At 60.2% G+C, this 23,203-nt stretch carries 15 protein-coding genes, 1 tRNA gene and 4 pseudogenes; 19 read left to right on the forward strand and 1 reads right to left on the reverse strand.

The window, feature by feature from the left end:
- The first annotated feature begins 52 nt into the window (after positions 1-52).
- The 7 genes and pseudogenes from trpC to DDD63_RS05900 all read left to right on the forward strand — a co-directional run bounded on the left by trpC (position 53) and on the right by DDD63_RS05900 (position 6,401).
- Complete coding sequence (gene trpC, locus DDD63_RS05870; RefSeq protein ID WP_108715586.1) at positions 53-871, forward strand: indole-3-glycerol phosphate synthase TrpC; 819 nt, start codon at positions 53-55, stop codon at positions 869-871.
- Entirely contained in the window at positions 855-2,102 is a 1,248-nt protein-coding gene (gene trpB, locus DDD63_RS05875; RefSeq protein ID WP_108715587.1) for a tryptophan synthase subunit beta, read from the forward strand. Before trpC ends, trpB begins: the two co-directional genes overlap by 17 nt.
- Positions 2,103-2,167: 65 nt before the next feature.
- Positions 2,168-2,886: pseudogene (gene trpA / locus DDD63_RS05880) on the forward strand (tryptophan synthase subunit alpha).
- Between the two features lie 48 nt (positions 2,887-2,934).
- Positions 2,935-4,082: pseudogene (gene lgt, locus DDD63_RS05885) on the forward strand (prolipoprotein diacylglyceryl transferase).
- A 35-nt stretch (positions 4,083-4,117) separates the two neighbouring features.
- A pseudogene (gene pyk, locus DDD63_RS05890) lies at positions 4,118-5,544 on the forward strand (pyruvate kinase).
- A gap of 6 nt (positions 5,545-5,550) precedes the next feature.
- Positions 5,551-5,633 (forward strand) — tRNA-Leu (locus DDD63_RS05895).
- Between the two features lie 141 nt (positions 5,634-5,774).
- Complete coding sequence (locus DDD63_RS05900; RefSeq protein WP_108715588.1) at positions 5,775-6,401, forward strand: response regulator; 627 nt, start codon at positions 5,775-5,777, stop codon at positions 6,399-6,401.
- An 89-nt stretch (positions 6,402-6,490) separates the two neighbouring features.
- Here DDD63_RS05900 and DDD63_RS05905 read toward each other — a convergent pair whose 3' ends face one another.
- The gene (locus tag DDD63_RS05905; protein ID WP_108715589.1) at positions 6,491-6,892 is read right to left on the reverse strand and encodes a PaaI family thioesterase; all 402 of its coding nucleotides are present in this window, start codon (positions 6,890-6,892) and stop codon (positions 6,491-6,493) included.
- A gap of 56 nt (positions 6,893-6,948) precedes the next feature.
- On the opposite strand from DDD63_RS05905, the pseudogene polA reads away from it, so the two are divergent.
- The 12 genes and pseudogenes from polA to mltG all read left to right on the forward strand — a co-directional run bounded on the left by polA (position 6,949) and on the right by mltG (position 23,029).
- Positions 6,949-9,611 (forward strand): annotated as a pseudogene (gene polA, locus DDD63_RS05910) (DNA polymerase I).
- Between the two features lie 228 nt (positions 9,612-9,839).
- Positions 9,840-11,318, forward strand: coding sequence for a 30S ribosomal protein S1 (gene rpsA / locus DDD63_RS05915; protein WP_108715590.1), 1,479 nt, complete (start codon positions 9,840-9,842; stop codon positions 11,316-11,318).
- Positions 11,319-12,066: 748 nt separating this feature from the next.
- Complete coding sequence (locus DDD63_RS05920) at positions 12,067-13,245, forward strand: M20 family metallopeptidase (protein ID WP_108715591.1); 1,179 nt, start codon at positions 12,067-12,069, stop codon at positions 13,243-13,245.
- Positions 13,242-14,267: an ATP-binding cassette domain-containing protein gene (locus DDD63_RS05925; protein ID WP_108715592.1), complete on the forward strand. Its 1,026-nt coding sequence runs from the start codon at positions 13,242-13,244 to the stop codon at positions 14,265-14,267. The genes DDD63_RS05920 and DDD63_RS05925 overlap by 4 nt, the downstream gene beginning before the upstream one ends.
- On the forward strand, positions 14,264-14,806 hold the full coding sequence (locus tag DDD63_RS05930) for an ABC transporter permease subunit (protein ID WP_240611447.1): 543 nt from the start codon (positions 14,264-14,266) through the stop codon (positions 14,804-14,806). Before DDD63_RS05925 ends, DDD63_RS05930 begins: the two co-directional genes overlap by 4 nt.
- Before the next feature lie 271 nt (positions 14,807-15,077).
- The gene (locus tag DDD63_RS05935) at positions 15,078-15,920 is read left to right on the forward strand and encodes a MetQ/NlpA family ABC transporter substrate-binding protein (protein WP_108715593.1); all 843 of its coding nucleotides are present in this window, start codon (positions 15,078-15,080) and stop codon (positions 15,918-15,920) included.
- A 182-nt stretch (positions 15,921-16,102) separates the two neighbouring features.
- Positions 16,103-17,443, forward strand: coding sequence for a replication-associated recombination protein A (locus DDD63_RS05940; RefSeq protein WP_108716670.1), 1,341 nt, complete (start codon positions 16,103-16,105; stop codon positions 17,441-17,443).
- Between the two features lie 143 nt (positions 17,444-17,586).
- Positions 17,587-18,207 carry a 30S ribosomal protein S4 gene (gene rpsD, locus DDD63_RS05945; RefSeq protein WP_108715594.1) on the forward strand — a complete coding sequence of 207 codons (621 nt, stop codon included), beginning with the start codon at positions 17,587-17,589 and terminating at the stop codon, positions 18,205-18,207.
- 54 nt (positions 18,208-18,261) lie between these two features.
- Positions 18,262-18,636: a DUF948 domain-containing protein gene (locus DDD63_RS05950; RefSeq protein WP_108715595.1), complete on the forward strand. Its 375-nt coding sequence runs from the start codon at positions 18,262-18,264 to the stop codon at positions 18,634-18,636.
- 36 nt (positions 18,637-18,672) lie between these two features.
- On the forward strand, positions 18,673-21,363 hold the full coding sequence (gene alaS, locus DDD63_RS05955) for an alanine--tRNA ligase (RefSeq protein WP_108715596.1): 2,691 nt from the start codon (positions 18,673-18,675) through the stop codon (positions 21,361-21,363).
- Positions 21,360-21,857, forward strand: a complete 498-nt coding sequence (gene ruvX, locus DDD63_RS05960; protein ID WP_108715597.1) for a Holliday junction resolvase RuvX — start codon at positions 21,360-21,362, stop codon at positions 21,855-21,857. Before alaS ends, ruvX begins: the two co-directional genes overlap by 4 nt.
- Positions 21,854-23,029: an endolytic transglycosylase MltG gene (gene mltG, locus DDD63_RS05965; RefSeq protein ID WP_108715598.1), complete on the forward strand. Its 1,176-nt coding sequence runs from the start codon at positions 21,854-21,856 to the stop codon at positions 23,027-23,029. Before ruvX ends, mltG begins: the two co-directional genes overlap by 4 nt.
- The last annotated feature ends 174 nt before the right edge of the window (positions 23,030-23,203 follow it).

A 23,203-nucleotide genomic window follows, 5' to 3' on the forward strand; every position in this document is an offset into this window, starting at 1 on the left:
GCGGCACGGGCCACGATCAGGCTAGAGTGGGATTCCGGAAGGACGGTGGAAGATGAGCGTACTTGATGAGATCATCGCTGGGGTACGAGAGGATGTCGCACGTAGGCAGGCCGACGTCAGCCTCGACCAGCTCAAGGAACGCGCCTCCCGTATCCCCGGTGCCATCGATGCGGAAGCCGCATTACGCGGCGGGGTTCACCGGAATGTCGCCATTATTGCCGAATGTAAAAGATCGAGCCCGTCGCGGGGCCGCTTGGCGGAGATTGCCGATCCGGCGACACTTGCCGGTGAGTACCAGGACGGCGGTGCCTCCGCCATTTCGGTCCTCACCGAGGAACGGCGTTTTCATGGCAGTTTGGAGGACCTTGATGCCGTGCGGGCACGCGTGGATATTCCCGTGTTGCGCAAGGATTTCATCGTGTCGCCATATCAGATATGGGAGGCCCGGGCGCACGGTGCGGACGCGGTGTTGCTGATTGTGGCGGCCTTGGAGCAGACCGTGCTGACCTCCTACGTGGAACGTATTCACTCGCTTGGTATGACGGCGTTGGTGGAGGCCCATGATCGAGAGGAGGCACGCCGGGCACTCGGGGCGGGAGCACGGGTGATTGGCGTGAACGCCAGGGATCTGAAGACACTGGAGGTCAATCGTTCCGTTTTCGATCAAGTCGTTGACATCCTGCCGGACCATGTGGTCCGGGTTGCGGAATCCGGTGTGCGCGGACCGCAAGACGTTCTTGACTATGCTCGTTCGGGAGCCGATGCGGTTCTTGTGGGCGAAGCACTTGTGACCAGCGGGAGTCCCAGCGCCGCGGTGCGCGACATGGTGGCCGTGGGGCAGCATCCTTCCCTCGATGCGATGGAGCGATAAGCGTGACAGAGAATCTCTTGGGGCCGCGTCGGGCCCGTATTTCGGTGACTTCGGCGGACGCTATGTGCCGGAGGCTCTGATCGCTGCGTTAGATGAGGTGGCCGAAGCCTGGTCGCGTCTGCGAAACAACGCGCAATTCCGGGAGGAGTTGGATCGTCTAAACCGGACGTATGCCGGGCGGCCTTCTATTATCACGGAGGTTCCGCGCTTCTCGCAGCATGCCGGCCAGGCTCGTGTGATTTTGAAGCGCGAGGACCTCAACCACACGGGTTCACACAAGATCAATAACGTGCTCGGCCAGGCCCTCCTGACCAAGGCACTGGGGAAGACGCGAATTATCGCGGAGACCGGTGCTGGCCAACACGGAGTTGCCACCGCAACCGCAGCGGCGCTGCTCGGTCTGGAATGCACCGTCTATATGGGCGCGGAAGACGTGCGCAGGCAGGCGCTGAACGTTGCCAGAATGGAACTGCTCGGCACCCGCGTCGTGGGGGTGACAGCCGGTTCCCAGACTCTCAAGGACGCGATTAACGAGGCGTTCCGCGACTGGGTTACCAATGTCGAGACCACGAACTACGTGTTCGGCACCGCTGCCGGTCCACATCCCTTCCCCGAGTTGGTGCGCGACCTTCAGAAGGTGATAGGCGAAGAGGCCCGGGCGCAGGTTTTGGAGTTGACCGGACGGCTGCCCGATATCGTGTGTGCCTGCGTAGGCGGTGGATCCAACGCCATTGGCACGTTCAACGCGTTTCTCGATGACCCGGCAGTGCGCCTTGTCGGTCTGGAGGCCGGAGGGGACGGCGTGGAAACGGGGCGAACGGCCGCCTCGATCAACGGTGGCAGCCTCGGAGTATTCCAAGGATCGCGTTCTTATATGCTGCAGGACGACGACGGCCAGACCATCGAATCGCACTCGATATCGGCAGGGCTGGATTATCCGGGAGTCGGACCGGAGCATGCATGGCTCTCCTCCATAGGGCGCGCCGAGTACCGGCCGATTAACGACGACGACGCCATGGAGGCGTTCCGTCTGCTCTGCCGTGAAGAGGGCATCATTCCGGCGATCGAGTCATCACACGCGTTGGCCGGCGCATTGGCGTTGGGGCGCGAGGCGGCCGAGCTCGGCGATACGGCGCCCATCATCTTGGTGTGCCTGTCCGGGCGTGGTGATAAAGACGTAGAAACCGCAATGAGCTATTTCGGGATCGACGGTAGGGGAGGCTTGCAGTGAGTACTGCCAATGTAATCGACGCGCGACGCGCAGCGGGGCAGGCCGCCTTTATCGGCTATCTGCCCGTGGGCTTTCCGGACTTCGACGGCAGCGTGCGTGCCGCGCGCGAATTAGCCGCTGCCGGTGCAGATATCATTGAGCTTGGCCTGCCCTATTCAGATCCGACAATGGACGGCGGCACAATCCAGGTTGCCGCGCAGCGGGCTCTCGATGGGGCTTCCGAGTCGATGATGTATTCCGTGCGGTTGAGCAGGTAGCGCTAACCGGTGTCACCGTCCTCGTCATGACGTACTACAACCCGGTGTTCAAGCGCGGAGTAGACCGATTCGCAGCCGATTTGGCGCAGGCCGGGGGAGCTGGCCTCATTACGCCCGATCTAATCCCCGATGAGGCGGGGGATTGGACTGCCGCCGCCGAATCCTACGATCTAGATCGCGTATTCCTGGTAGCACCCTCGTCTCGGGATGACCGTTTGGCTCGGACAGCGGCAGCTTCGCGCGGGTTCGTCTACGCCGCCTCGACCATGGGTGTGACGGGGGAACGCACAACTTTGGATCATCGGGCCCGGCAGCTGGTATCGCGTACGCGCGCCGCAGGAGCTGAGCGTGTCTGTGTGGGTATCGGCGTGTCTACCCCGACACAGGCGCGGGACGTGGCATCGTATGCGGACGGTGTCATCGTTGGCTCGGCCTTGGTCCGTTGCCTGTTGGATTCCGACCGAGATGCCGGGGTGAAGGCCCTGCGTGAGACGGCGGAGTCTTTGGCCGCTGGAGCGCATGGATAACGCTGACGCCAGCTTGAGGTAAACCGACCATTTTAAGGAGCAGGCGTAGTGGTTCCTCTATCCATCCCGTCGCCAGCGGATTCTGTCTGGTATATCGGCCCAGTCCCGATTCGGGCATACGCTATCGCGATTATCATCGGTATCCTTCTGGCCTGGTATATCCTCGACCGTCGCTATCGAGCAAAGGGCGGACCCAGCGAGGCCACGGTAGATATCGCAATGTGGGCGGTTATCTTCGGAATCCTCGGGCGAGGATCTACCATGTGGTTACGGATAGCCAGCTGTATTTCGGGCCGGGTCGTAACCCGATCAGAGCCCTCTATATCTGGGAGGGTGGCCTGGGCATCTGGGGTGCAATTACACTCGGCGGTGTGGGTGTGTACCTCGCCTGTCGGCGGCTCGGCCTTCGCCTAGCACCGGTTGCGGACGCATTGGCGCCCGGATTGCTGGTGGCGCAGGCCGTGGGAAGAATCGGTAACTACTTCAACCAGGAGCTTTACGGTAGGCCCACCGACGTACCGTGGGCTCTGGAGGTGGATAGCACGCATCGGGTAGCGGGATACGCGACGGAGGCGACTTTCCACCCGACCTTCCTTTACGAACTATTGTGGTGCCTCGCCGGAGCGCTCGTTCTACTGTGGCTGGAACGGCGCTTCAACCTGGTGGCGGGTCAGCTGTTTGCCGCCTATGTCATGGTGTACACGGCCGGGCGGATGTGGATCGAGACTCTACGCATCGACACCGCGCACCACATCCTTGGATTGCGGCTGAACGTGTGGACGGCAATTGTCGTCTTCCTCGGTGGTTTGATTGCGCTGGTTTTGCTGCGTCGCCGCTATCGGGAGCACCCGGATGCCAACGACATTTGGCGTGCCGGTAAGGACCCCTCCCGAGAAGACTCCGATCAGGACCGCGCAGAAGACGAAAATGACGTGCAGGACGACGTCGACGGTGAGGATCCCGACGGAGGTGAACATCCCGACGGGAGGACACCTCCGCCGATGGCGAAGATGACTGCGCGCTCAGCGATGCGCAGGATTCGGCCTGCGCCGGGGCCGATCAGGCTGGGAGTAGCCCCGCCTGACTGTGCCTTGCGCGGATATGCGCGGCATAGCGGACCAGGGGAGCGCGTTACGACATGCGCCGCGCTCTTGACCGACAGTCACTATTGTGGTCAGCGCAACCAAGGCGCCTAGTCTTCTTCGCACGCCCCTCGGGTAGAATTTGTGCCATGCGTAGAGCGAAGATTGTCTGCACTCTCGGCCCGGCCACCGACACTCAGGAAAGAATCCTCGAGCTGGCTGAAGCGGGGATGAATGTTGCGCGTATCAATGCGTCGCATGGTTCGCACGAAGAACACGAAGAGCGGATCGCGCGCGTACGCAAGGCGGCGGAGACTACAGGCAAGGCGATCGCGGTACTCGTTGATCTACAAGGTCCGAAGATTCGTCTGGGCACGTTCCCGGACGGTCCGGTTGACCTCGGCGTCGGCGACAGCTTTACCATTACGACCGAGGATGTTCCCGGTACAAAGGAACTCGCCTCGACAACGTTCAAGGGGCTGCCCGGAGATTGCCATCCCGGCGATAGCATCCTGATCGACGATGGAAAGGTAGCGGCGCGTGTGACCGGCATCGATGGGCCGCGCGTACACACCACAATCGAAGTCGCGGGGCGGGTGTCGGATCACAAGGGATTAATCTTCCCGGTGTAGCGGTGTCGGTCCCGGCGCTTTCCGCGAAGGACCGGGAGGATCTCAAGTGGGCGCTGAGAATAGGCGCGGATGTCATCGCCCTGTCGTTCGTGCGTTCTCCTGCGGATATTGACGATGTTCACGAGATCATGGATCAGGTGGGTGTACGGCTGCCGGTTATCGCCAAGATTGAGAAACCGCAGGCCGTGGCGAATCTCGATGGTATTATTCGAGCTTTTGACGGGATCATGGTGGCGCGAGGCGATCTGGGAGTGGAGGTTCCGCTCGAGCAGGTGCCGATCATGCAGAAGCGGGCCATTGATCTGGCACGCAAGCGTTCTAAGCCGGTGATCGTTGCGACACAGGTTCTGGAGTCGATGATCCAGAATCCGCGCCCGACTCGCGCGGAGGCTTCAGACTGCGCGAATGCGATTATCGACGGCGCAGACGCGGTTATGCTCTCCGGTGAAACCTCCGTTGGTTTGTACCCGATTGAATGCGTACAGACTATGGCGAATATCATTGAGTGGGCCGAGGAACATGGCATGGAGCAGATTCCCTTGCTAGGTAATCTGCATAAGACGCGCAACGGTGTACTCACGCGCGCCGCCGTCGAAATCGGTGAATCACTTGGCGTCGCCTATATCGTCGTGTTCACCGAGTCGGGCCAAACCGCCCGGCGAGTGGCACGTCTGCGCTCACGACTTCCGTTGCTCGTGTTCACACCAGATCCGCGCGTGCGTAACCAGCTCGCATTGACATGGGGCATCGAAACGTTTACTGTTCCGCATGTCAAGCATACGGACGACATGGTGGCCCAGGTTGACCACTTGTTGCGCGAAATGGAATTGGCTGAGGACGGAGAACGTATCGTCGTCATCGCTGGAATGCCTGCCGGCGTTTCCGGTTCCACGAATACGATTCGTGTGCATAAGATGGGTGAGACCCTGCCGCGTCGCGGCTAGGCTATTGCTCCCGTGGTGGAATTGGCAGACACACCGCACTCAAAATGCGGCGCCTTCAAAGCGTGCGGGTTCGAGTCCCGCCGGGAGCACAGGCATGGTTAGCGGTCCTGCGACCGAGGAAAGAAAGGTAAGAAACGGGCGTGACCTGCGAAGATCTATGATTCGCCGGTTGGAGGCGTTATTATGAAACAGTCCAATAGATGGCGCCCGTCAAAGGAGACAGTGACAGCATGGCAGAAGATGAGGTAACGGAATCACAGTCCGCCGAGGCACAGCGGCAGCGCGTCCGCGCGCTCGTCGTCGAGGATGAGGCGTTGATCCGGCTCGATATCGTCGAAACGCTTGAGGATGCAGGATACGAGGTGGTCGGGCAGGCCGGCGATGGCGAGACGGCCATTGAACTTGCCGACGAACTTGAGCCTGAATTAATCGTTATGGATGTCAAGATGCCCGGGATGGATGGCATTACCGCGGCTGATCGCATCCTGCAGGATCGCCGATGCGCGATTGTTATGCTCACGGCGTTCTCGCAGAGCGAGTTGGTTGAGCGGGCACGCGATGCGGGCGCTATGGCTTACGTTGTCAAGCCTTTCACTCCTGCGGAACTCATTCCGGCGGTTGAGATCGCTGTCTCGCGCAGTCAGGAGATCGAGGCGTTGGAAGGTGAAGTCGCAAGCCTGACCGAACAGTTCGAGACCCGTAAGAGGGTCGACCGTGCGAAGGGCCTGTTGCAGGCGCGTATGGGGCTCACGGAGCCGGAAGCATTTCGATGGATCCAAAAGACCTCGATGGATCGGCGTCTGACCATGCGTGAGGTGGCGGATGCCGTCATCGACCAGGTCGGTGGCAAAGACTAACCGCATTGAGCCAAGGCGAGGGGCTGGGGTATACGACCCCGGCCCCTCGCCTTTTGGACGTCGCGATAGATTCTTCCTGCGCCGGTTCGCTAAGCGGAGGGACGCCTGACGTACACTGCGGTGAGACGCCCAGCCGCCGTCAGAACTCCGGTGTCGTCGCGCACATGTACCTGAGCACAGAAGCTCGAGCGTCCTTCCGATAACACGGTTGCAGTCGCGGTGACATGGCCTGTCAGCGCTGAGCGAAGTTGGCTGACGGAGAGTTCGGTCCCCACCGGAATACGCCCTTTGGGCGCGTGAAAGCTGGCGAGGATTGAACCGGCATGTTCGATTAACACGCCATTAGCGCCGCCGTGTAGCAGTCCGATGGGCTGGGTGTTTCCCGCCACAGGTAGGCGCATACGTACCTGGCGTGGTGTTGCCTCGATCAACTCGACACCCATCGTGTTCGCCAAGGCGCCCAGATCGTGTAAGAACAGGTTGTCACTCATGGGATGATAGTACGCGTTGGATACCCCAACCGGCTTCCTGCCGTAGGCTTATCTGTGTGAACACGCTGCTGCTCGTCGATGGCCACTCCATCGCATTCCGCGCTTTCTACGCCTTGCGTGCAGAAAGCTTCCGCACCGCAAACGGCCGCTATACCAATGCAGTTTACGGCTTCACCTCAACCCTGCTAAAGATCCTCGCGGATCATAAGCCCACCCACGTAGCGGTGGCTTTCGATTTGCCGGGAGGAACGTTCCGTACGCGTCGCTATCCCGAGTACAAGGGTGGTCGCGCGAAGACGCCAGAGGAGTTCATCGGACAGATAGAACTCATTCAGGAGACACTTGATGTTCTGGGGATCCGCTGGCTCACGGTAAACGACTTCGAGGCTGACGACATTATCGCCACGCTGGCCACCAAGGGCCGCGCCGCAGATATGCGCGTGTACATCGCTTCGGGCGATAAAGACTCCTTCCAACTCGTCGGAGAGCAATGCAGCGTGCTGTACCCGATGCCGCGCTCGGAGATGCAGGAACTCGACCCGGTGGGAATTGTGCGGAAAACGGGGGTGAGTCCGGAGCAATACTCGGACCTCGCCGCACTAGTAGGAGAGAGCGCCGACAATCTCCCCGGCGTTCCGGGGGTAGGGCCGAAGACTGCGGCCAAGTGGATCAAGGAGTACGGCGACCTCATCGGCATTCTGGCGCATGCCGATGAGATCAAGGGAAAGGCCGGCGAATCGCTGCGCAGCCATATCGGCCAGGTTCAGACCAATCGGGAATTGAACCACTTGGTGACTGATTTGCCGATCGGTGAGGATCTCAGCGAATTCCTACCGCGCGGTGTGGATCGGCAAGCGGTACATGAGCTTTTCGACACGCTCGACTTCACCGGACTGCGCACGCGGGTTCTGCAGGAGCTTCCCGCGCGAGATGGAGATGACTCCCACATGAGTGACTCGCTCGACTTGGCCGTTGAACTCAGCGAGCGTGGTTTTGACGCTTGGCTGACGGCACATCGGGGAGACGACTACGGCGTTTACGTCGAGTCGGGCACTGCAGGCGCGTTGATCGCCGTGGCGGGGCACGATAGCGAGGTGTGGTGTGCGGAAAGCGAGGAGCTGGGTGAGGATGATGCGCAGGCCCTGACGTACTGGTTGCGCGACGGCGATGCAGACAAAACGTTCCACGATTCCAAGCGCGCACGGCACATTCTGGCGACCGCGCTTAATGCCGAGATCTGTGGCGTTGTGGCCGATACTCTATTGCAGGCGTATCTGCTCTACCCGGACCAGCGAGAGTACGATCTGGAAGACCTTGTGCTCAGGCATCTCGGCTCGGATTTCGGCGAACGGGCCGATAGCGACCTCTTTAGCCTGGAGGGCGCGCGACGCGATGGAGCGGTACGGGCCGCTGCGGTGCGCCCGCTGTCCGATGCCCTGGGCAATATGTTGGCGCAACGCGGAGAAGACGGCGACCTGAAGCGCCTTGAGCTCGGCGTAGCGGAGTTGCTATTCCGGATGGAACAGACGGGGATCGCCGTCGACGAGCCGTATCTGGAGTCGCTACACATCGATTTTGATGCTCGCGTCGAAACCGCGGCGCGAGTGGCGTATGAGGCGATCGGCCACGAAGTGAACCTCTCCAGTCCCAAGCAACTGCAGACGGTGCTGTTCGATGAACTACGTCTGCCGCCCACCCGCAAGACGAAGTCCGGGTACACGACCAATGCGGATGCTCTGGCAGAACTTGCAGCGAAGATCGCATTACGAGAAGACGACCAGGCCGTGGCGGGGCAGACCTTCCTCGCCGCATTACTTGAGCATCGTGACGCGATTAAGCTGCGGCAGTCGGTAGAGGGCCTGCAACGCTCCATTGCCGATGATGGACGGGTTCATACCACCTATCAGCAGGCGGTGGCCGCAACGGGTAGGCTTTCATCCACCGAGCCCAATCTGCAGAACATTCACGCGCGTACCGAGGAGGGTCGGCAGATACGCGAGGCTTTCATCCCAGAGGCACCCTATGTCGGTCTGCTCACTGCGGACTATTCGCAGATCGAGATGCGACTGATGGCCTCGCTTTCCGGAGACAGCGCGCTAATCGACGCGTTCCGCCAGGGAGCCGACCTTCACACGTATGTGGCCTCGCGTGTCTTCGGTGTTCCCGAATCTGAGATCGTTGCGGAGCAGCGTTCGAAGATCAAAGCCATGAGTTATGGGCTCGCCTACGGTTTGTCGGCCTTCGGGTTGTCTCGTCAGCTCCATATTGACGTCGCCGAAGCGCAGGGCCTGATGGATGACTATTTCTCGCGCTTCGGAAAGGTACGTGCATACCTGGACTCCCTTGTGGAAAGAGCTCGCCGCGATGGGTACACGGAGACAATCCTCGGCCGTCGGCGCTATCTGCCGGAGCTGAGTTCCACCAACCGGCAGGTCCGCGAGACGGCGGAGCGAATGGCGCTTAATGCCCCATCCAGGGCTCTGCCGCCGATGTCATCAAGCTGGCGATGGTTTCGGTGGCGCGCAATCTTGATCGGGAGCGACTGACGTCGCGTATTCTGCTACAGGTCCATGACGAACTCGTGCTTGAGATTGCGCCGGGGGAGCGCGAATGCGTGCAGGAGATCGTACGTGAGGCCATGGAGGGCGCCGTCGCGCTCGATGTGCCGCTTTCTGTGGGATTCGGCTACGGGGAGAACTGGCGCGCTGCCGCCCACTGAGTTGTTTTCTTGCCACATATGTGGGATAGAACCCGTAGACCGGTCGCTGACTCGGGTGCGGCGGGCTGTCCGCTCGTCGCATATGTGGCGTAAAACCCGCGCAAATCCGCGGTTACTGTTTGCGGCTCCCCCCGGACTCCCGTAGAATTGCATACCGGTGCGGCTCTACGCCGTGTCACTTCATTGTCCATATCGATTTCTATTGTCCGTATCGGAGTCATTAACTTCATGACCGCTAACACCCCCGCAGCTTCGAGTCTCCCGCAGGTCGCAATCAACGACATCGGCACCGAGGAAGATCTTCTCGCCGCAGTTGACAAGACCATCAAGTACTTCAATGACGGAGACATCGTCGAGGGTACTGTCGTCAAGGTCGACCACGATGAGGTCCTCCTTGACATTGGCTACAAGACCGAGGGAGTCATCCCCTCCAAAGAGCTTTCCATCAAGCACGATGTTGATCCTGACGACGTCGTCAATGTGGGCGACGAGGTTGAAGCTCTCGTCCTGCAGAAAGAAGACAAAGAAGGGCGTCTACTGCTCTCCAAGAAGCGCGCCCAGTACGAGCGCGCATGGGCCCAGATTGAAGGCGTGAAAGAAGCTGAGGGTGTTGTTACCGGCACCGTCATCGAAGTCGTCAAGGGCGGCCTCATCCTGGATATCGGCCTGCGTGGATTCCTGCCGGCCTCCTTGGTTGAAATGCGCCGCGTGCGCGATCTGCAACCGTATATCGGCCGCGAGTTGGAAGCCAAGATCATTGAGCTGGACAAGAACCGCAACAATGTTGTGCTTTCCCGCCGCGCCTGGCTGGAGGAGACACAGTCGCAGGCTCGCGGCGAGTTCCTGACCAACCTGAAGAAGGGCCAGGTTCGCGAGGGCGTTATCTCGTCCATCGTGAACTTCGGTGCCTTCGTTGACCTCGGTGGCGTCGACGGTCTCGTCCACGTCTCCGAGCTCTCGTGGAAGCATATCGATCACCCGAGCGAGGTTGTTGAAGTCGGTCAGAAGGTTACCGTCGAGGTACTCGATGTCGATATGGATCGCGAGCGGGTCTCGCTCTCCCTTAAGGCCACGCAGGAGGATCCGTGGCAGACCTTTGCCCGCACCCATGCCATCGGGCAGATCGTCCCCGGTAAGGTCACCAAGCTTGTGCCCTTCGGAGCCTTCGTCCGTGTTGAAGATGGCATCGAGGGTCTGGTCCATATCTCTGAGCTGGCCCAGCGCCACGTTGATCTGCCGGAGCAGGTTGTCAAGGTTGGCGACGACGCTTTCGTGAAGGTTATCGATATCGACCTGGATCGCCGTCGTATCTCGCTGTCTCTCAAGCAGGCCAACGAAGGAGTCGATCCCAATTCGGAGGATTTCGATCCGTCACTGTACGGCATGGCCACCGAGTACGACGACGAGGGCAACTACAAGTACCCCGAGGGCTTCGATCCGGTGTCCAACGAGTGGATGCCCGGTTTCGAGGCACAGCAAGAGGCATGGGAGAAGGAATACGCTGCAGCCCACGAGAGGTGGGAGGCGCACAAGACGCAAGTCGCCAAGGCATTGGAGGAGGATTCCGCTGCTTCCGCCGCGGGCGCCGCTACTCCGTCTGCCCCCGACGCAACGCCGTCGTCGTACTCCTCCGGTAGCGATGCCTCCGGCACGCTGGCCTCTGACGAGGCACTGGCGGCTCTGCGGGAGAAGCTGACGAACAACTGACCATTAGGCGGCATTTGGCCGCACATGCATGAGGCCCGGGCGTACGCTCGGGCCTCATGCGCATGTCTGGGGTGGCGCGCGTGGGTGGAATGCACGCCTGTGCTCAAGCGTCACGCGTACCGCCAGGGATCGCGCCTGTGCTCGCACCTGACGCGCATGCCCACAGGTTTGCCAGCCGGTGAGTCTGGCATCTTCGTTCCCTTCCCCTCTCTCGGTTCTCCGGGTTTTCCGCAGTTTTCGCGAATAACCCGAAGTCTTGGCGAAAACCCGAAGATTCGGGCGTCGACGCCGAAGAGGCAGGCCTGGAATCACGACAGGGAGCGCGGAGACCTGCGCGCATCCGTTGGCGCCGCAGAGACGGCGGAATGCATGGGCGACCGGCGTCATGTCGGGTGGATGTCCGCATTGTGACCGGCTGTGCGGGTCGTCGTGGGATCTTGTATGGTCATCGGTGGCAATTCACAGGGTTGCCGGATAGGCGGCTCCGTCTAAACCAGGGAGGAGAGAAGACATGACACCTATGCACATGAGCATGTGTATGTGTTGCCGTAGAGCTCTGCCTCCGCCAGGGTGCGCTGCAGCATAGCCACAGCTTGCCAGACTTGAGGAGAGCAGAGCCAATGCCTGCTCTCCTTTTTTGTGTCTGGGGCAGGCGTCAGGTTTTATGCCCGACGCAGACCTCAGGCGCTGCAAGTAAGGCGGATAGGCGCCGGTCAGTGTTTAGCCGAACGCGATAGGGAAGAGGAAGATGAGCGAGTTACGCAGGCAGCTATTGGGATACGCGGACCATATGACGCAGCTGCGCCGGACGTTTCATGAACACCCGGAACGGGGACTCGAAGAGTATTGGACTGCCGGGGCCATCGAGTCGGAGCTCGATGAGCTCGGTATCGAGCATCGACGCGTCGGTGCTACAGGCGTCCTTGGAACTATCAGGGGAGCGAATGAGGGACCGACGGTGGCCTTGCGTGCCGATATCGATGGTTTGCCCGTCCAAGAGCTCAACGATGTGCCCTATCGCTCCCTGAACGATGGCGTCATGCATGCCTGCGGTCATGATAGTCACATTGCCGCGCTGCTCGGAGCGGCCTGGGCCCTAATGTCCAGACGCCAGGACTTCGCCGGAGAGATTCGCCTGATCTTCCAGCCTGCCGAGGAGATCGGACGCGGCGCCGAAGACTTCGTCGCCGCGGGGGTTCTCTCCGATGTGGTGCGGGTACTCGGACTACATGCGGCATCCGATCTGCCCACCGGCACTATAGGGATTTCGCGGGGCGTGAGCTTGGCGGCGGTGGATCTTTTCGATATCGACATCCAAGGCAAAGGGGCACACGTGTCACGTCCACACCTGGGCGCGGACGCACTCTACGTGGCCAGTCAGATCGTCGTCGGCCTGCAAGCGGCCGTCTCGCGGCTCTCCGATCCGCGTGTGCCGTACGTCGTTGGCATTGGAACTCTCAGCGCAGGAACCACTTATAACGCCGTGCCTGAAACGGCACATATTAGCGGTACAACACGAACTCTATCGGCCGAGCAGCGCGCTCGAGCACGAGCCGACGTGACCCGCATCAGCAAATTGTGCGCTGAGGCGTACGGTGCGCGGGCAGAGGTGACATGGACCGATATTACGCCGGCAGTTGTCAACCCTGCCGAACTGTGCGCTGAGGTGGCCGAGTCGGCCAACAGGCTGGGCGGTATCCGCGTTGTGACCGGTGAGAGCGTTTCGCTGGGAGGCGACAATTTCGCGGAACTGCAGGAGCAGGTTCCCGGTGTTTACGTCTATCTGGGGACGGGGGATCCCAACCGGCCTGAGACGCAGAACTCACATCACAACGGAAACTTCGATATCGACGAGGCCGCACTGCCGATAGGTGCCGCCCTATACGCGCAATACGCCCTCGACGCGCTGGCAGGGGTGGCGCGTTGATTCGACTAGTCAATGTTTCAAAACGCTTCAACGGAGCCAACGGGACGGTCGACGCCCTACAAGATGTATCGCTGCATGTGGAGCAAGGCGACATTTACGGCATTATCGGTTTTTCCGGAGCCGGAAAGTCCACCCTACTTCGTATGGTGAATATGTTGGAGAGCCCCGATTCAGGATCGGTGTTCGTCGGTGGCCGCGAACTAACGGCGCTTTCCAATCGCGAGCTGCGTGATGTCCGGCGATCAATTGGAATGGTGTTCCAACAGTTCAACTTACTGGAGACGCAGTCCGTATACCGCAATATCGCACTACCGCTTATGCTCGACCACGCCTCACGTGCGCATATTGAGCAGCGAGTTGCCGAGGTACTGCGAATCGTCGAGCTTGAGGACAAGAAGGATGCATACGTGTCTGAACTGTCGGGAGGCCAGAAGCAGCGCGTTGGCATTGCCCGAGCTTTGGCCACGAATCCCGACATTCTTTTGTGCGACGAGGCCACCAGCGCTCTCGATCCGAAAACGACGGAGTCAATCCTCGCTCTTCTCAAACGCATCAACCACGAAATGGGGGTGACGATATTGCTCATCACCCACCAGATGCGTGTCATCCAACAGATATGCACAAAAGTCGGAGTGATGGAAGAAGGCCGAATCGTCGAATCCGGGCGTGTGCTCGATGTATTCGGAAGTCCGCAGCAGGCAATCACACAGGAGTTTGTGCGCACGGTTATCAATGACAGCATTCCGCCGAGCATGCGAGCTCTGCTGGAGACCGACAATCGTAACTTTGTTGTTGATCGGCTACGTTTCGTCGGTGAATCTGTGCGTCGCCCGGTCCTCGCCACGGTCGGACGAGTCGAGGGTCTCGAGCTGAATATTCTCGGCGCGACGGTCGAAGAACTTGAAGACACCCCGATGTGCCTGTATCTGGTGCAGCTGATCGGAGATCAGCAGGCGATAAGCGCCGCCGAATCGGTGATAGATGCCGAAGGAGTAACAAGGGAGAGGGTTGCACTATCGTGAGTAATGAAATCTTCGGAATTACGACTGAGAAACTACTGCTCGCCGCCCACCAAACCGTGTACATGCTCGGTTGGGGAATACTGATCGGTGGAATCATCGGGGTCTTGCTGGCACTGACTCTGGTCTTGACGCGGCGGGGCGGACTCTTGGAGAACCGGGTCGTCTACACGGTTTTGAATGTTGTCGTCAACATCGTGCGGTCGATTCCGTTCATTATCCTGCTGGTGGCGATTATTCCCTTCACACGCTTCATCGCCGGCACATCGGTGGGTTCGCGCGCTGCTCTCGTACCGCTGATCATTTACATCAGTCCTTTTATCGCTCGTCTGGTTGAATCCAGCCTGTTGGAGGTCTCCGCCGGAGTCGTCGAAGCGGCGCAGGCGATGGGAGCCTCCACCTTTCAAATCATCCGCTACTTTCTCCTGCCGGAGACCTATGGCTCAATAGTGCTTTCCCTGACAACGGGGACTATCGGGCTGCTCGGCGCCACGGCGATGACCGGTTATGCCGGGGTGGAGGCGTCGGCGACCTGGCGCTGACTTATGGTCGAGAGCGGTTCAACACACCGCTGATGGTCTTCACCGTCATAATTCTCGTTGTCTTCGTGCAGCTGCTACAGACTGCCGGTAATACTCTGTCCCGCCGTCTACGTGAGCCACATCGTTCGCGTCGTCGGCCTCGATCGGGGTCAGGACAGCGAAACGATGCGTCGCTCGACGCGCAAAGAGAAGCCCTGGCGCAGCAAGAAGCAGTGCCGGGGGAGCGATTGTCTTGACTTCCAATACGACACAAATCCGGAAGGAAACATCAATGAGAAGAAGAACGATAAGCCTGGTAGCCCTCTCGGCGGTGACGCTTACAATGTCTGCCTGCGCGGAGCCTGGCGGTACTACGCAACAGGAGAGCAACAGTGGAAGCGACAAGACGACCATCATCTACGCGAAGTCACAGGGACCGTACACCGAGCTCTTTGAGGACGCGATTGTGCCGATTCTCGAGGATGAGGGCTATACCGTCGAAGGGGTTGACTTCTCAGACCTGCTAACCGCAGATATTGCTCTGAATGACGGTGAAGTGGACGTGAACGTGGAGCAGCACACCGCGTACATCGAGGACTTCAACGCCAACTACGACGCCGACTTGGTTCCAATCAGTGCGATCCCCACGGTGCCGGCAGGCATTTACTCCTCGACACACTCCACGCTGGACGAGATGGAGGACGGAGCATCGGTCGCGGTCCCGAACGATGCATCGAATACGGCCCGAGCCTATCTGCTCCTACAGAAGATTGGGTGGATCGAAGTGAACCCTGACGCTGACGTTGCACAGCTGACTCAGGATGACATTACGGCCAATCCGCATAATCTGGAATTCACCGAGATGAAATCGCTGACGATCCCGCCGGCAATGGATGACTTCGACTATGTGGTTATCACGGGTTCGATCGTCTACAACGCGAATATCGATCCGACGACGGCGCTGGCCACCGAGGATATTCAAGATCACCTGGTCTTGCAGGTGACAGTGAAGGCAGAGAACGCAGACGCACCGTGGGCGCAGGCCATCGTTGATGCCTATCAATCGGACGAGTTCAAGGAATACATGGCCAATGACGACTCCGGTCTTTGGTGGATACCACCCGAGCTGCAGTAAGACTCAGAATCGGCCGGTTCGCCCAGCCTCGGCGCGGTGGAACCGGCCGATCTTCGACGTAGGCGTGGCTACGCCGACGACGGCGCGCCATGTCAGTACGTGGGCGGACTGGCTCTACCGCATGGCTCCGCAGTCTTCGGGCAACCCACGGCGTGACGGATGAGCAGACTACCATGAAGGCTATGGATCTCTTCGAAAGCGCGGGAACCGATTCGACGGGCTTACCCAGTGCCGAGCGCGGTCCCTTAGCAGTGCGGATGCGCCCACGCACGATTGATGAGGTCGTGGGCCAGGAGGAACTGCTGCTTCCCGGTTCGCCACTGCGGCGCCTCATTGAACCGACGGGCAGCGCGCCCTCGTCGGTATTCCTATGGGGCCCTCCGGGAACCGGTAAGACGACTGTCGCCTACCTGGTCGCCCGTGCGGGCGGGAGGCACTTCGAGGAAGTCTCGGCAGTGTCTGCCGGCGTGAAAGAGATTCGGGCTGTTATCGACGCGGCGCGACGCCGTCTGGCAACGGGGGGCGGTGAGACCGTCCTGTTCATCGACGAGGTCCATCGTTTCTCTCGCACACAGCAGGATGCGCTTCTCCCGGCAGTTGAAAATGGCTGGGTGATACTCATCGCGGCCACAACGGAGAATCCGGCCTTTTCCGTCGTCTCTCCCTTGCTTTCGCGGTCACTGCTCATCACTCTGAAAGGTCTGAGCGCCGAGAATATTCGACTTCTCATCGAGCGTGCCGCTGCCGATGAACGCGGCTTGGCCAGCGCCTACACGCTCGAAGAGGAGGCGATCAGCAATCTCGTCCGTTTGGCAGGGCAAGATGGCAGACGCGCGCTGACTCTGCTGGAGGCCGCCGCGGACGGAGCACGGCAGCGCGGTGCGACAGTTATAGACGTGAAGGATGTTGCGCAGGCCGCCGATGGTGCGACCGTGCGCTACGACCGGCAGGGCGACGAGCATTACAACGTCATCTCCGCCTTTATCAAGTCCTTACGAGGCTCAGATGTGGATGCGGCGATGCACTATCTGGCGCGCATGTTGGAGGCGGGAGAGGATCCGCGATTTATTGCACGGCGCTTGATGATTTCTGCGGCGGAAGATGTAGGGATGGCGGATCCCTCAGCCTTGCAAACCGCTACCGCAGCGGCACAGGCGGTGGCGCTGGTGGGGATGCCGGAGGCGCGAATTATCCTGGCGGAGGCCACGGTGCACATTGCTACCGCGCCGAAGTCCAATCGGGCCTATGAGGCGATCAATGCCGCGATTGCGGATGTCAGAGCGGGTAAAAGCGGTGTTGTCCCTCTCCGGCTACGCAATGACTCCTTCCGCGGAGCCAAGGAGCTCGGCTATCACGAAGGCTACCGTTATGCACACGACTATCCGGATGCGGTGGCGCCCATGGAATTCATGCCGGAAGGATTGGAAGGCACCGAATACTACAGGCCGAGCGATAGGGGATACGAGGCCAATATCACGCAGCGCCTGGCCCGTATCCGCTCGATTCTGCGGCGGAAAGACTGATATGATCGACAACCGTTGCAATGCGCAGGTGCGGCCTTGTTCGTGAAGCAGGACGTCCTATTGCGCGGCAATTCAACCCTGGGGTCTTAGCCGTTCGTGTTGGCCCCGCGGCCGCTGGGCCGTGTACAACAGACAGGAGAGATATGTCTTCGAATCGTTCCCGTAAGCAGGTGCGCCAGTCGCGCGCGCTCGGCATCGCACTCACGCCGAAGGCGGAGCGCTACATGCAGCGCCGTCCTTACCGTCCCGGTGAGCACGGCCGTGGCCGTACAAAGGACTCCGACTACTCGGTTCGTCTGAAGGAGAAGCAGCGCCTTCGCGCTCAGTACGGCATCCGTGAAGCGCAGATGCGGCGCGTGTGGGAAGAGGCCCGTCGCATGGATGGTCTAGCCGGCGAGAACCTCGTTGAGTTGCTGGAAATGCGGCTGGATGCGCTTGTGCTTCGTGCAGGTTTTGCTCGTACGACGGCGCAGGCCCGCCAGGTTGTGACTCACCGCCACATCATGGTTGATGGGAAGATCGTTGATCGCCCATCATTCCGCGTTAAGCCGGGGCAGATCGTGCAGATCAAGCCCCGCTCCCAGGCCTCGCCGCAGTTCCTCGTTGCGGCTCAGGGCGCGCACCGCGATGTGTTGCCACAGGTTCCGGAGTACCTTGATGTTGACCTGGAGAAGCTTCGCTTCACACTAGTTCGTCGCCCGAAGCGTGCCGAGGTCCCGGTGACCTGCGACGTCCAGATGGTCGTTGAGCACTATTCGCGCTGATTCGTTTTCAGGAGCGCGCCCTACGGGGCGCGTTCTTGCTACCTGGAGAATCACATGAATATCACACTTGGGCAGATCGCGGGTTTGATTGCGGCTCTAGCCTTCTTCGCCCTTGTCATCGCGCTGATTCGGCCGTTGGGCAAACTCGGCGGTGTTCTGGATAGACTGGCCGACGCCGTGACCGAGCTGACGGAGCATACCCTGCCGGCGCTCGACGAGGCCGCTAAGAGCATTCGCGAGGCAAATGGCCAGCTGGAGCGCGTCGATACCATCACGAGTGCTGCGGCACGTACCGCCGAAGACGTATCTGCGATGACGACGCTGGTCACATCGACGATTGCTGCGCCTTTCGTTGCACTACGCAACGCTGCCAGCAAGGTAAAATCTGCCTTCAGAAGGAAGAGTTCGCACGGCGAGGAAGAACTCTAAGCCACTGGATGACCGGTCAACCGGAGAAGAGAGAATATGCGTACCGCTGAGATCCGCCAGCGCTGGCTCGATTACTTCGAGAAGCACGACCATCGCATTGCCGAGTCGGTGCCGTTGGTTTCACCCGACCCGTCCATCCTTTTCACCATCGCGGGAATGGTGCCATTCATTCCCTACATTATCGGCACCGAACCGGCGCCCTATCCCCGTATCGCATCGGTGCAGAAGTGCATTCGTACCAACGATATCGACAATGTGGGTAAGACGACTCGGCACGGTACCTTCTTCCAGATGTGCGGAAACTTCTCCTTCGGGGACTACTTCAAGGAGGGCGCCATCGAGCTTGCCTGGGGCCTGCTGACCTCCTCCATCCAGGATGGCGGCTACGGTCTGGACGGTGATCGGATTTGGGTGACCATCTGGGAGAACGACGATGTCGCCTACAACGCTTGGACCAGGGACGTCGGCCTAGATCCGCGTCATGTTGTTCAACTCAAGCGTGAGGAGATTTTCTGGTCAACCGGGCAACCCGGTCCAGCCGGCCCCTGCGCGGAGATTCATTATGATCGTGGACCCGACTACGGCCCTGAGGCGGTCGGCGGAACCGTTGATCCCGGTGGGGACCGTTACCTTGAGATTTGGAATCTTGTATTCGATCAATACCTGCGCGGCGAGGGAGAAGGCAAGGACTACCCACTCCTGGGCGATCTCGACCAGACGGCTATCGATACCGGCGCCGGGCTGGAACGGCTCGCCTTCCTCTTGCAGGACAAGCCAAACATGTATGAGATCGACGAAGTCTTCCCGGTTATCGCCTCGACGGAGCAGATCACGGGCAAGAAGTACGGCAGCGGCGGTCAAGACGACGTGCGTATGCGGATCATCGCCGACCATGTCCGTTCCTCCATGATGCTCATCGGGGATGGAGTCCGCCCAGGTAATGACGGACGCGGATATGTGCTCCGTCGTCTCTTGCGCCGGGTCGTACGTTCGGTTCGTCTGCTCGGCGTCGACGACGTCGTTATGCCCACTCTGATTCCCGTCTCGAAAGACGCGATGAAGATTTCCTACCCGGAGTTGGAGACGAATTTCGACCAGATTCTGCAGGCGGCCTGTGAAGAGGAGGATGCCTTCCGGCGTACCTTGTCATCGGGGACGCAGATTTTTGACCTGTCGGTCGAGAAGGCTCGGGCCAATGCCAAACGTCGCGGTGATCGTACCGTAGTGCTGTCCGGTTCGGATGCCTTCGCGCTGCATGACACCTACGGATTCCCCATTGACCTGACGCTGGAAATGGCCGAGGAGCAGGGCGTGAACGTGGACGAGAAGCAGTTCCGCTCGCTGATGCAGGAGCAGCGGGAGCGTGCGCGTGCCGACGCACAGGCGAAGAAGACGGGTCATGTCGATGCCACTGTTTACCACTCGATCCTCTCCGACCAGGGTGGGCCGACGCGTTTCCTGGGGTACACGGAGTCCACAGCGGGTGGAAAAGTGGTGGCTCTGCTTGTGGATGGGCAGTCCGTTCCTGCAGCTACCGCGCCCGCCGACGTCGACGTGATTCTCGATCAAACACCGTTCTGGGCAGAGATGGGCGGCCAGTTGGCCGATCAGGGTTCGATTAGCGTCGAAGGCGGCGGTGTCGTAGATGTGCATGATGTCCAGGCCCCCGTGAAGGGCCTGCATGTGCACCGCGGCACGCTGACTGAAGGAACGATCACGCTGGGCGATAAGGTATCCGCGCAAATTGACACGGTGCGCCGCGGCAGGATCGCTCGATCACACACTTCTACGCACATGGTGCACAAGGCGTTGCATGAGTTTCTCGGCGAACAGGCCACCCAGGCGGGATCCGAGAATGCGCCGTCGCGCCTGCGTTTCGATTTCCGGCACGGCTCTCAGGTTCCGAAAGATGTGATTTCCGGAATTGAAGCGCGTGTGAACGAGCGCTTGCAAGACAACTTGGAAGTCACGGACGAGACCATGCCGTTGGACGAGGCGCGCAAACAGGGTGCTATGGCACTCTTCGGCGAGAAATATGGCAGCACTGTGCGGGTGGTCTCCATCGGAGGAGACTGGTCGAAGGAATTGTGCGCAGGCACCCACGTGCCTGCTACAGGTGAGATCGGGCTAGTTTCGATCCTTGGAGAATCTTCAATCGGTTCAGGCGTGCGCCGAATTGATGCGCTTGTTGGGGAGAGCGCCTACAGCTATGGCGCTAAAGAACACGCCCTGGTTTCGCAGCTTTCCGCTCTGGCAGGAGTGCGCCCCGAGGAACTTCCCGAACGTATAGACAGCGTGCTAGGTCGTTTGCGTGATGCCGAGAAGGAGATTGCCGCACTGCGACGCGAAAAGCTCGAATCGGGTATCGGCGATATCATCGGTGGCCGACGGCAGGTGGGCGAATACTGGGTCTACTGGGCTGCTGTGGGCGAGGTTCAAGCGGCAGATGATTTGCGAGCGGTCGCTACCGGCGTGCGCTCACGGATTTCCGATGACGAGCCGGGAATCGTTGCCGTCATCGGCGAGATCAATTCAAAGCCGGTTCTGGTGATCGCGACAACGAGCGGCGCACGCGCCAAGGGAGTAAAGGCCGGCAGGCTCGTCTCAATCGCGTCGAAGATTCTCGGCGGAGGAGGAGGAGGCCGTGACGATATCGCACAGGGAGGCGGCCAGGATATGAGCAAGGGACTGGACGCCTTGGCGGCAATCGAGCACGAACTGCAATGATCCGGCAGGGGCGGCGGATCGCCGTCGACGTAGGAAAGGTGCGCATCGGTGTCGCACATTGCGACCGCGAGGCGATTCTTGCCACCCCGCTTGCCACCGTTCAGCGTGGCGATTCTGATTTCAAGCGCATTCGGCGATTGGTACGCGACGACGAAGCGATTGAGGTAATTGTGGGATTGCCTCTGCACATGGATGGCACCGAGGGCAGTCAGGCGTCCTTCACCCGGCGGTGGGCACAACGCTTCGCCCGCTATATTGCGCCGATTCCCGTGCGCCTGGTTGATGAGCGGTTGTCGAGCAGCACTGCGCATGCGCAGCTGAGCGCTGCGGGCCGCGACTCGCGGGCGCAGCGGGAGGTTGTCGACCAGGCGGCTGCGGTCGTTATTCTCGAAACTGCACTGGAGATCGAACGGCGAACCGGTGAGGCACCCGGAGAGCTGATCGCGGTTGATGTGGCGGAGGGCACCGCCACAACAGCGGAAGGACGAATATGAGCGATCTGTTTGAGGAGCTCGGCGCCAACGAGCGGAGGCTCTCGCGGCGCGAGCGACGCTTAGCAGAACGTGAGGCATACCGGCGAGAACGGAAAAAACGGCGATGGCGGCTGGCCATCATCTCCGGTGTGCTCGTAGCAATTCTTACGGCGGCTGCCGTTATAGCCATTCCTCGATTCTTAGATCGGGCACCGGTTGTCACGGATTATCCGGGTCCGGGGGAAGGTAGTGTGACGGTCACAATTCCGGAAGGCGCGACGGGTCGCGAAATGGCGACGATTTTGGCCGACGCAGACGTTGTCGCCACGGAAAGAGCCTTTATCGATGCCTACAATGCGGATGGACGCTCTTCTAACATTCAGCCGGGCACCTACACACTACGTAAGAAGATGTCGGGAGCGGGGGCGGTTTCTGCCCTTTTGGACTCGTCAAATCAAGCTTCCGTGCGGGTGACGATTCCGGAAGGATTCACCGAAGATCAGGTGTATGCGCGTCTTGCTGATCTGCTTGGACTGTCTGAGGAAGAGGTTCGGTCAGCAGCGGGCGATTCTACGGCCATCGGCCTGCCCGAGGAGGCCAACGGAGATCCGGAAGGATGGTTCGCGCCGGCCACCTATGTTTTCGAGCCGGGGACGACGGCGACAGAGGCACTCTCGCAAATGGTCTCCACACGGGTGGAGCAGATGGAGTCCAGTGGGATTTCGCGCGAGAATTGGGAGAGGTCCTTGATCGAGGCTTCCATTATCGAGCGAGAGGTCAGTGATCCCGGCTATTACGGGCAGGTGGCGCGGGTGATCGAGAACCGGCTGGGAGACACTGGAGAAGTCAACGGCTACCTGCAGATGGATTCCACCGTGCTGTATGGCGTTGGCAAAACTGGTGGAATTCCGACCAGTGAGGAACTGCAAGAGGACACTCCGTACAACACCTACTTGCACGCCGGACTGCCGCCCACTCCCATCGGTTCCCCGGGTATGGAGGCAGTGCGGGCAACGATTGAACCGCCTGCGGGCGACTGGCTGTACTTTGTTGCCGTGAACCTGGACACCGGTGAGACGAAGTTCGCCGCTACGCTCGAAGAGCACAATAGCAACGTCGCCGAGCTGCGGGATTGGATGGCGGCGAACAGTTCCAGCAGTGAAGCGTCGGCATCCAGCACAAGCGAAGACTGACCCGCTCGTTAGCAGGGACGTTCCATGCGCGTCGGCATACGGTAACGAGCGCCATCGCCTCGGCATCACACTGGTTGCGGTGGATACGTGCACCTGTGGATGGCGGTATCTGCACACGCTGGGCGGTGACTACCGTGTGGCTATGCGAAACCTACCTGTTCCAAAGCGCTCCCC

Source organism: Actinobaculum sp. 313, assembly GCF_003073475.1.
Lineage (GTDB): Bacteria > Actinomycetota > Actinomycetes > Actinomycetales > Actinomycetaceae > Asp313.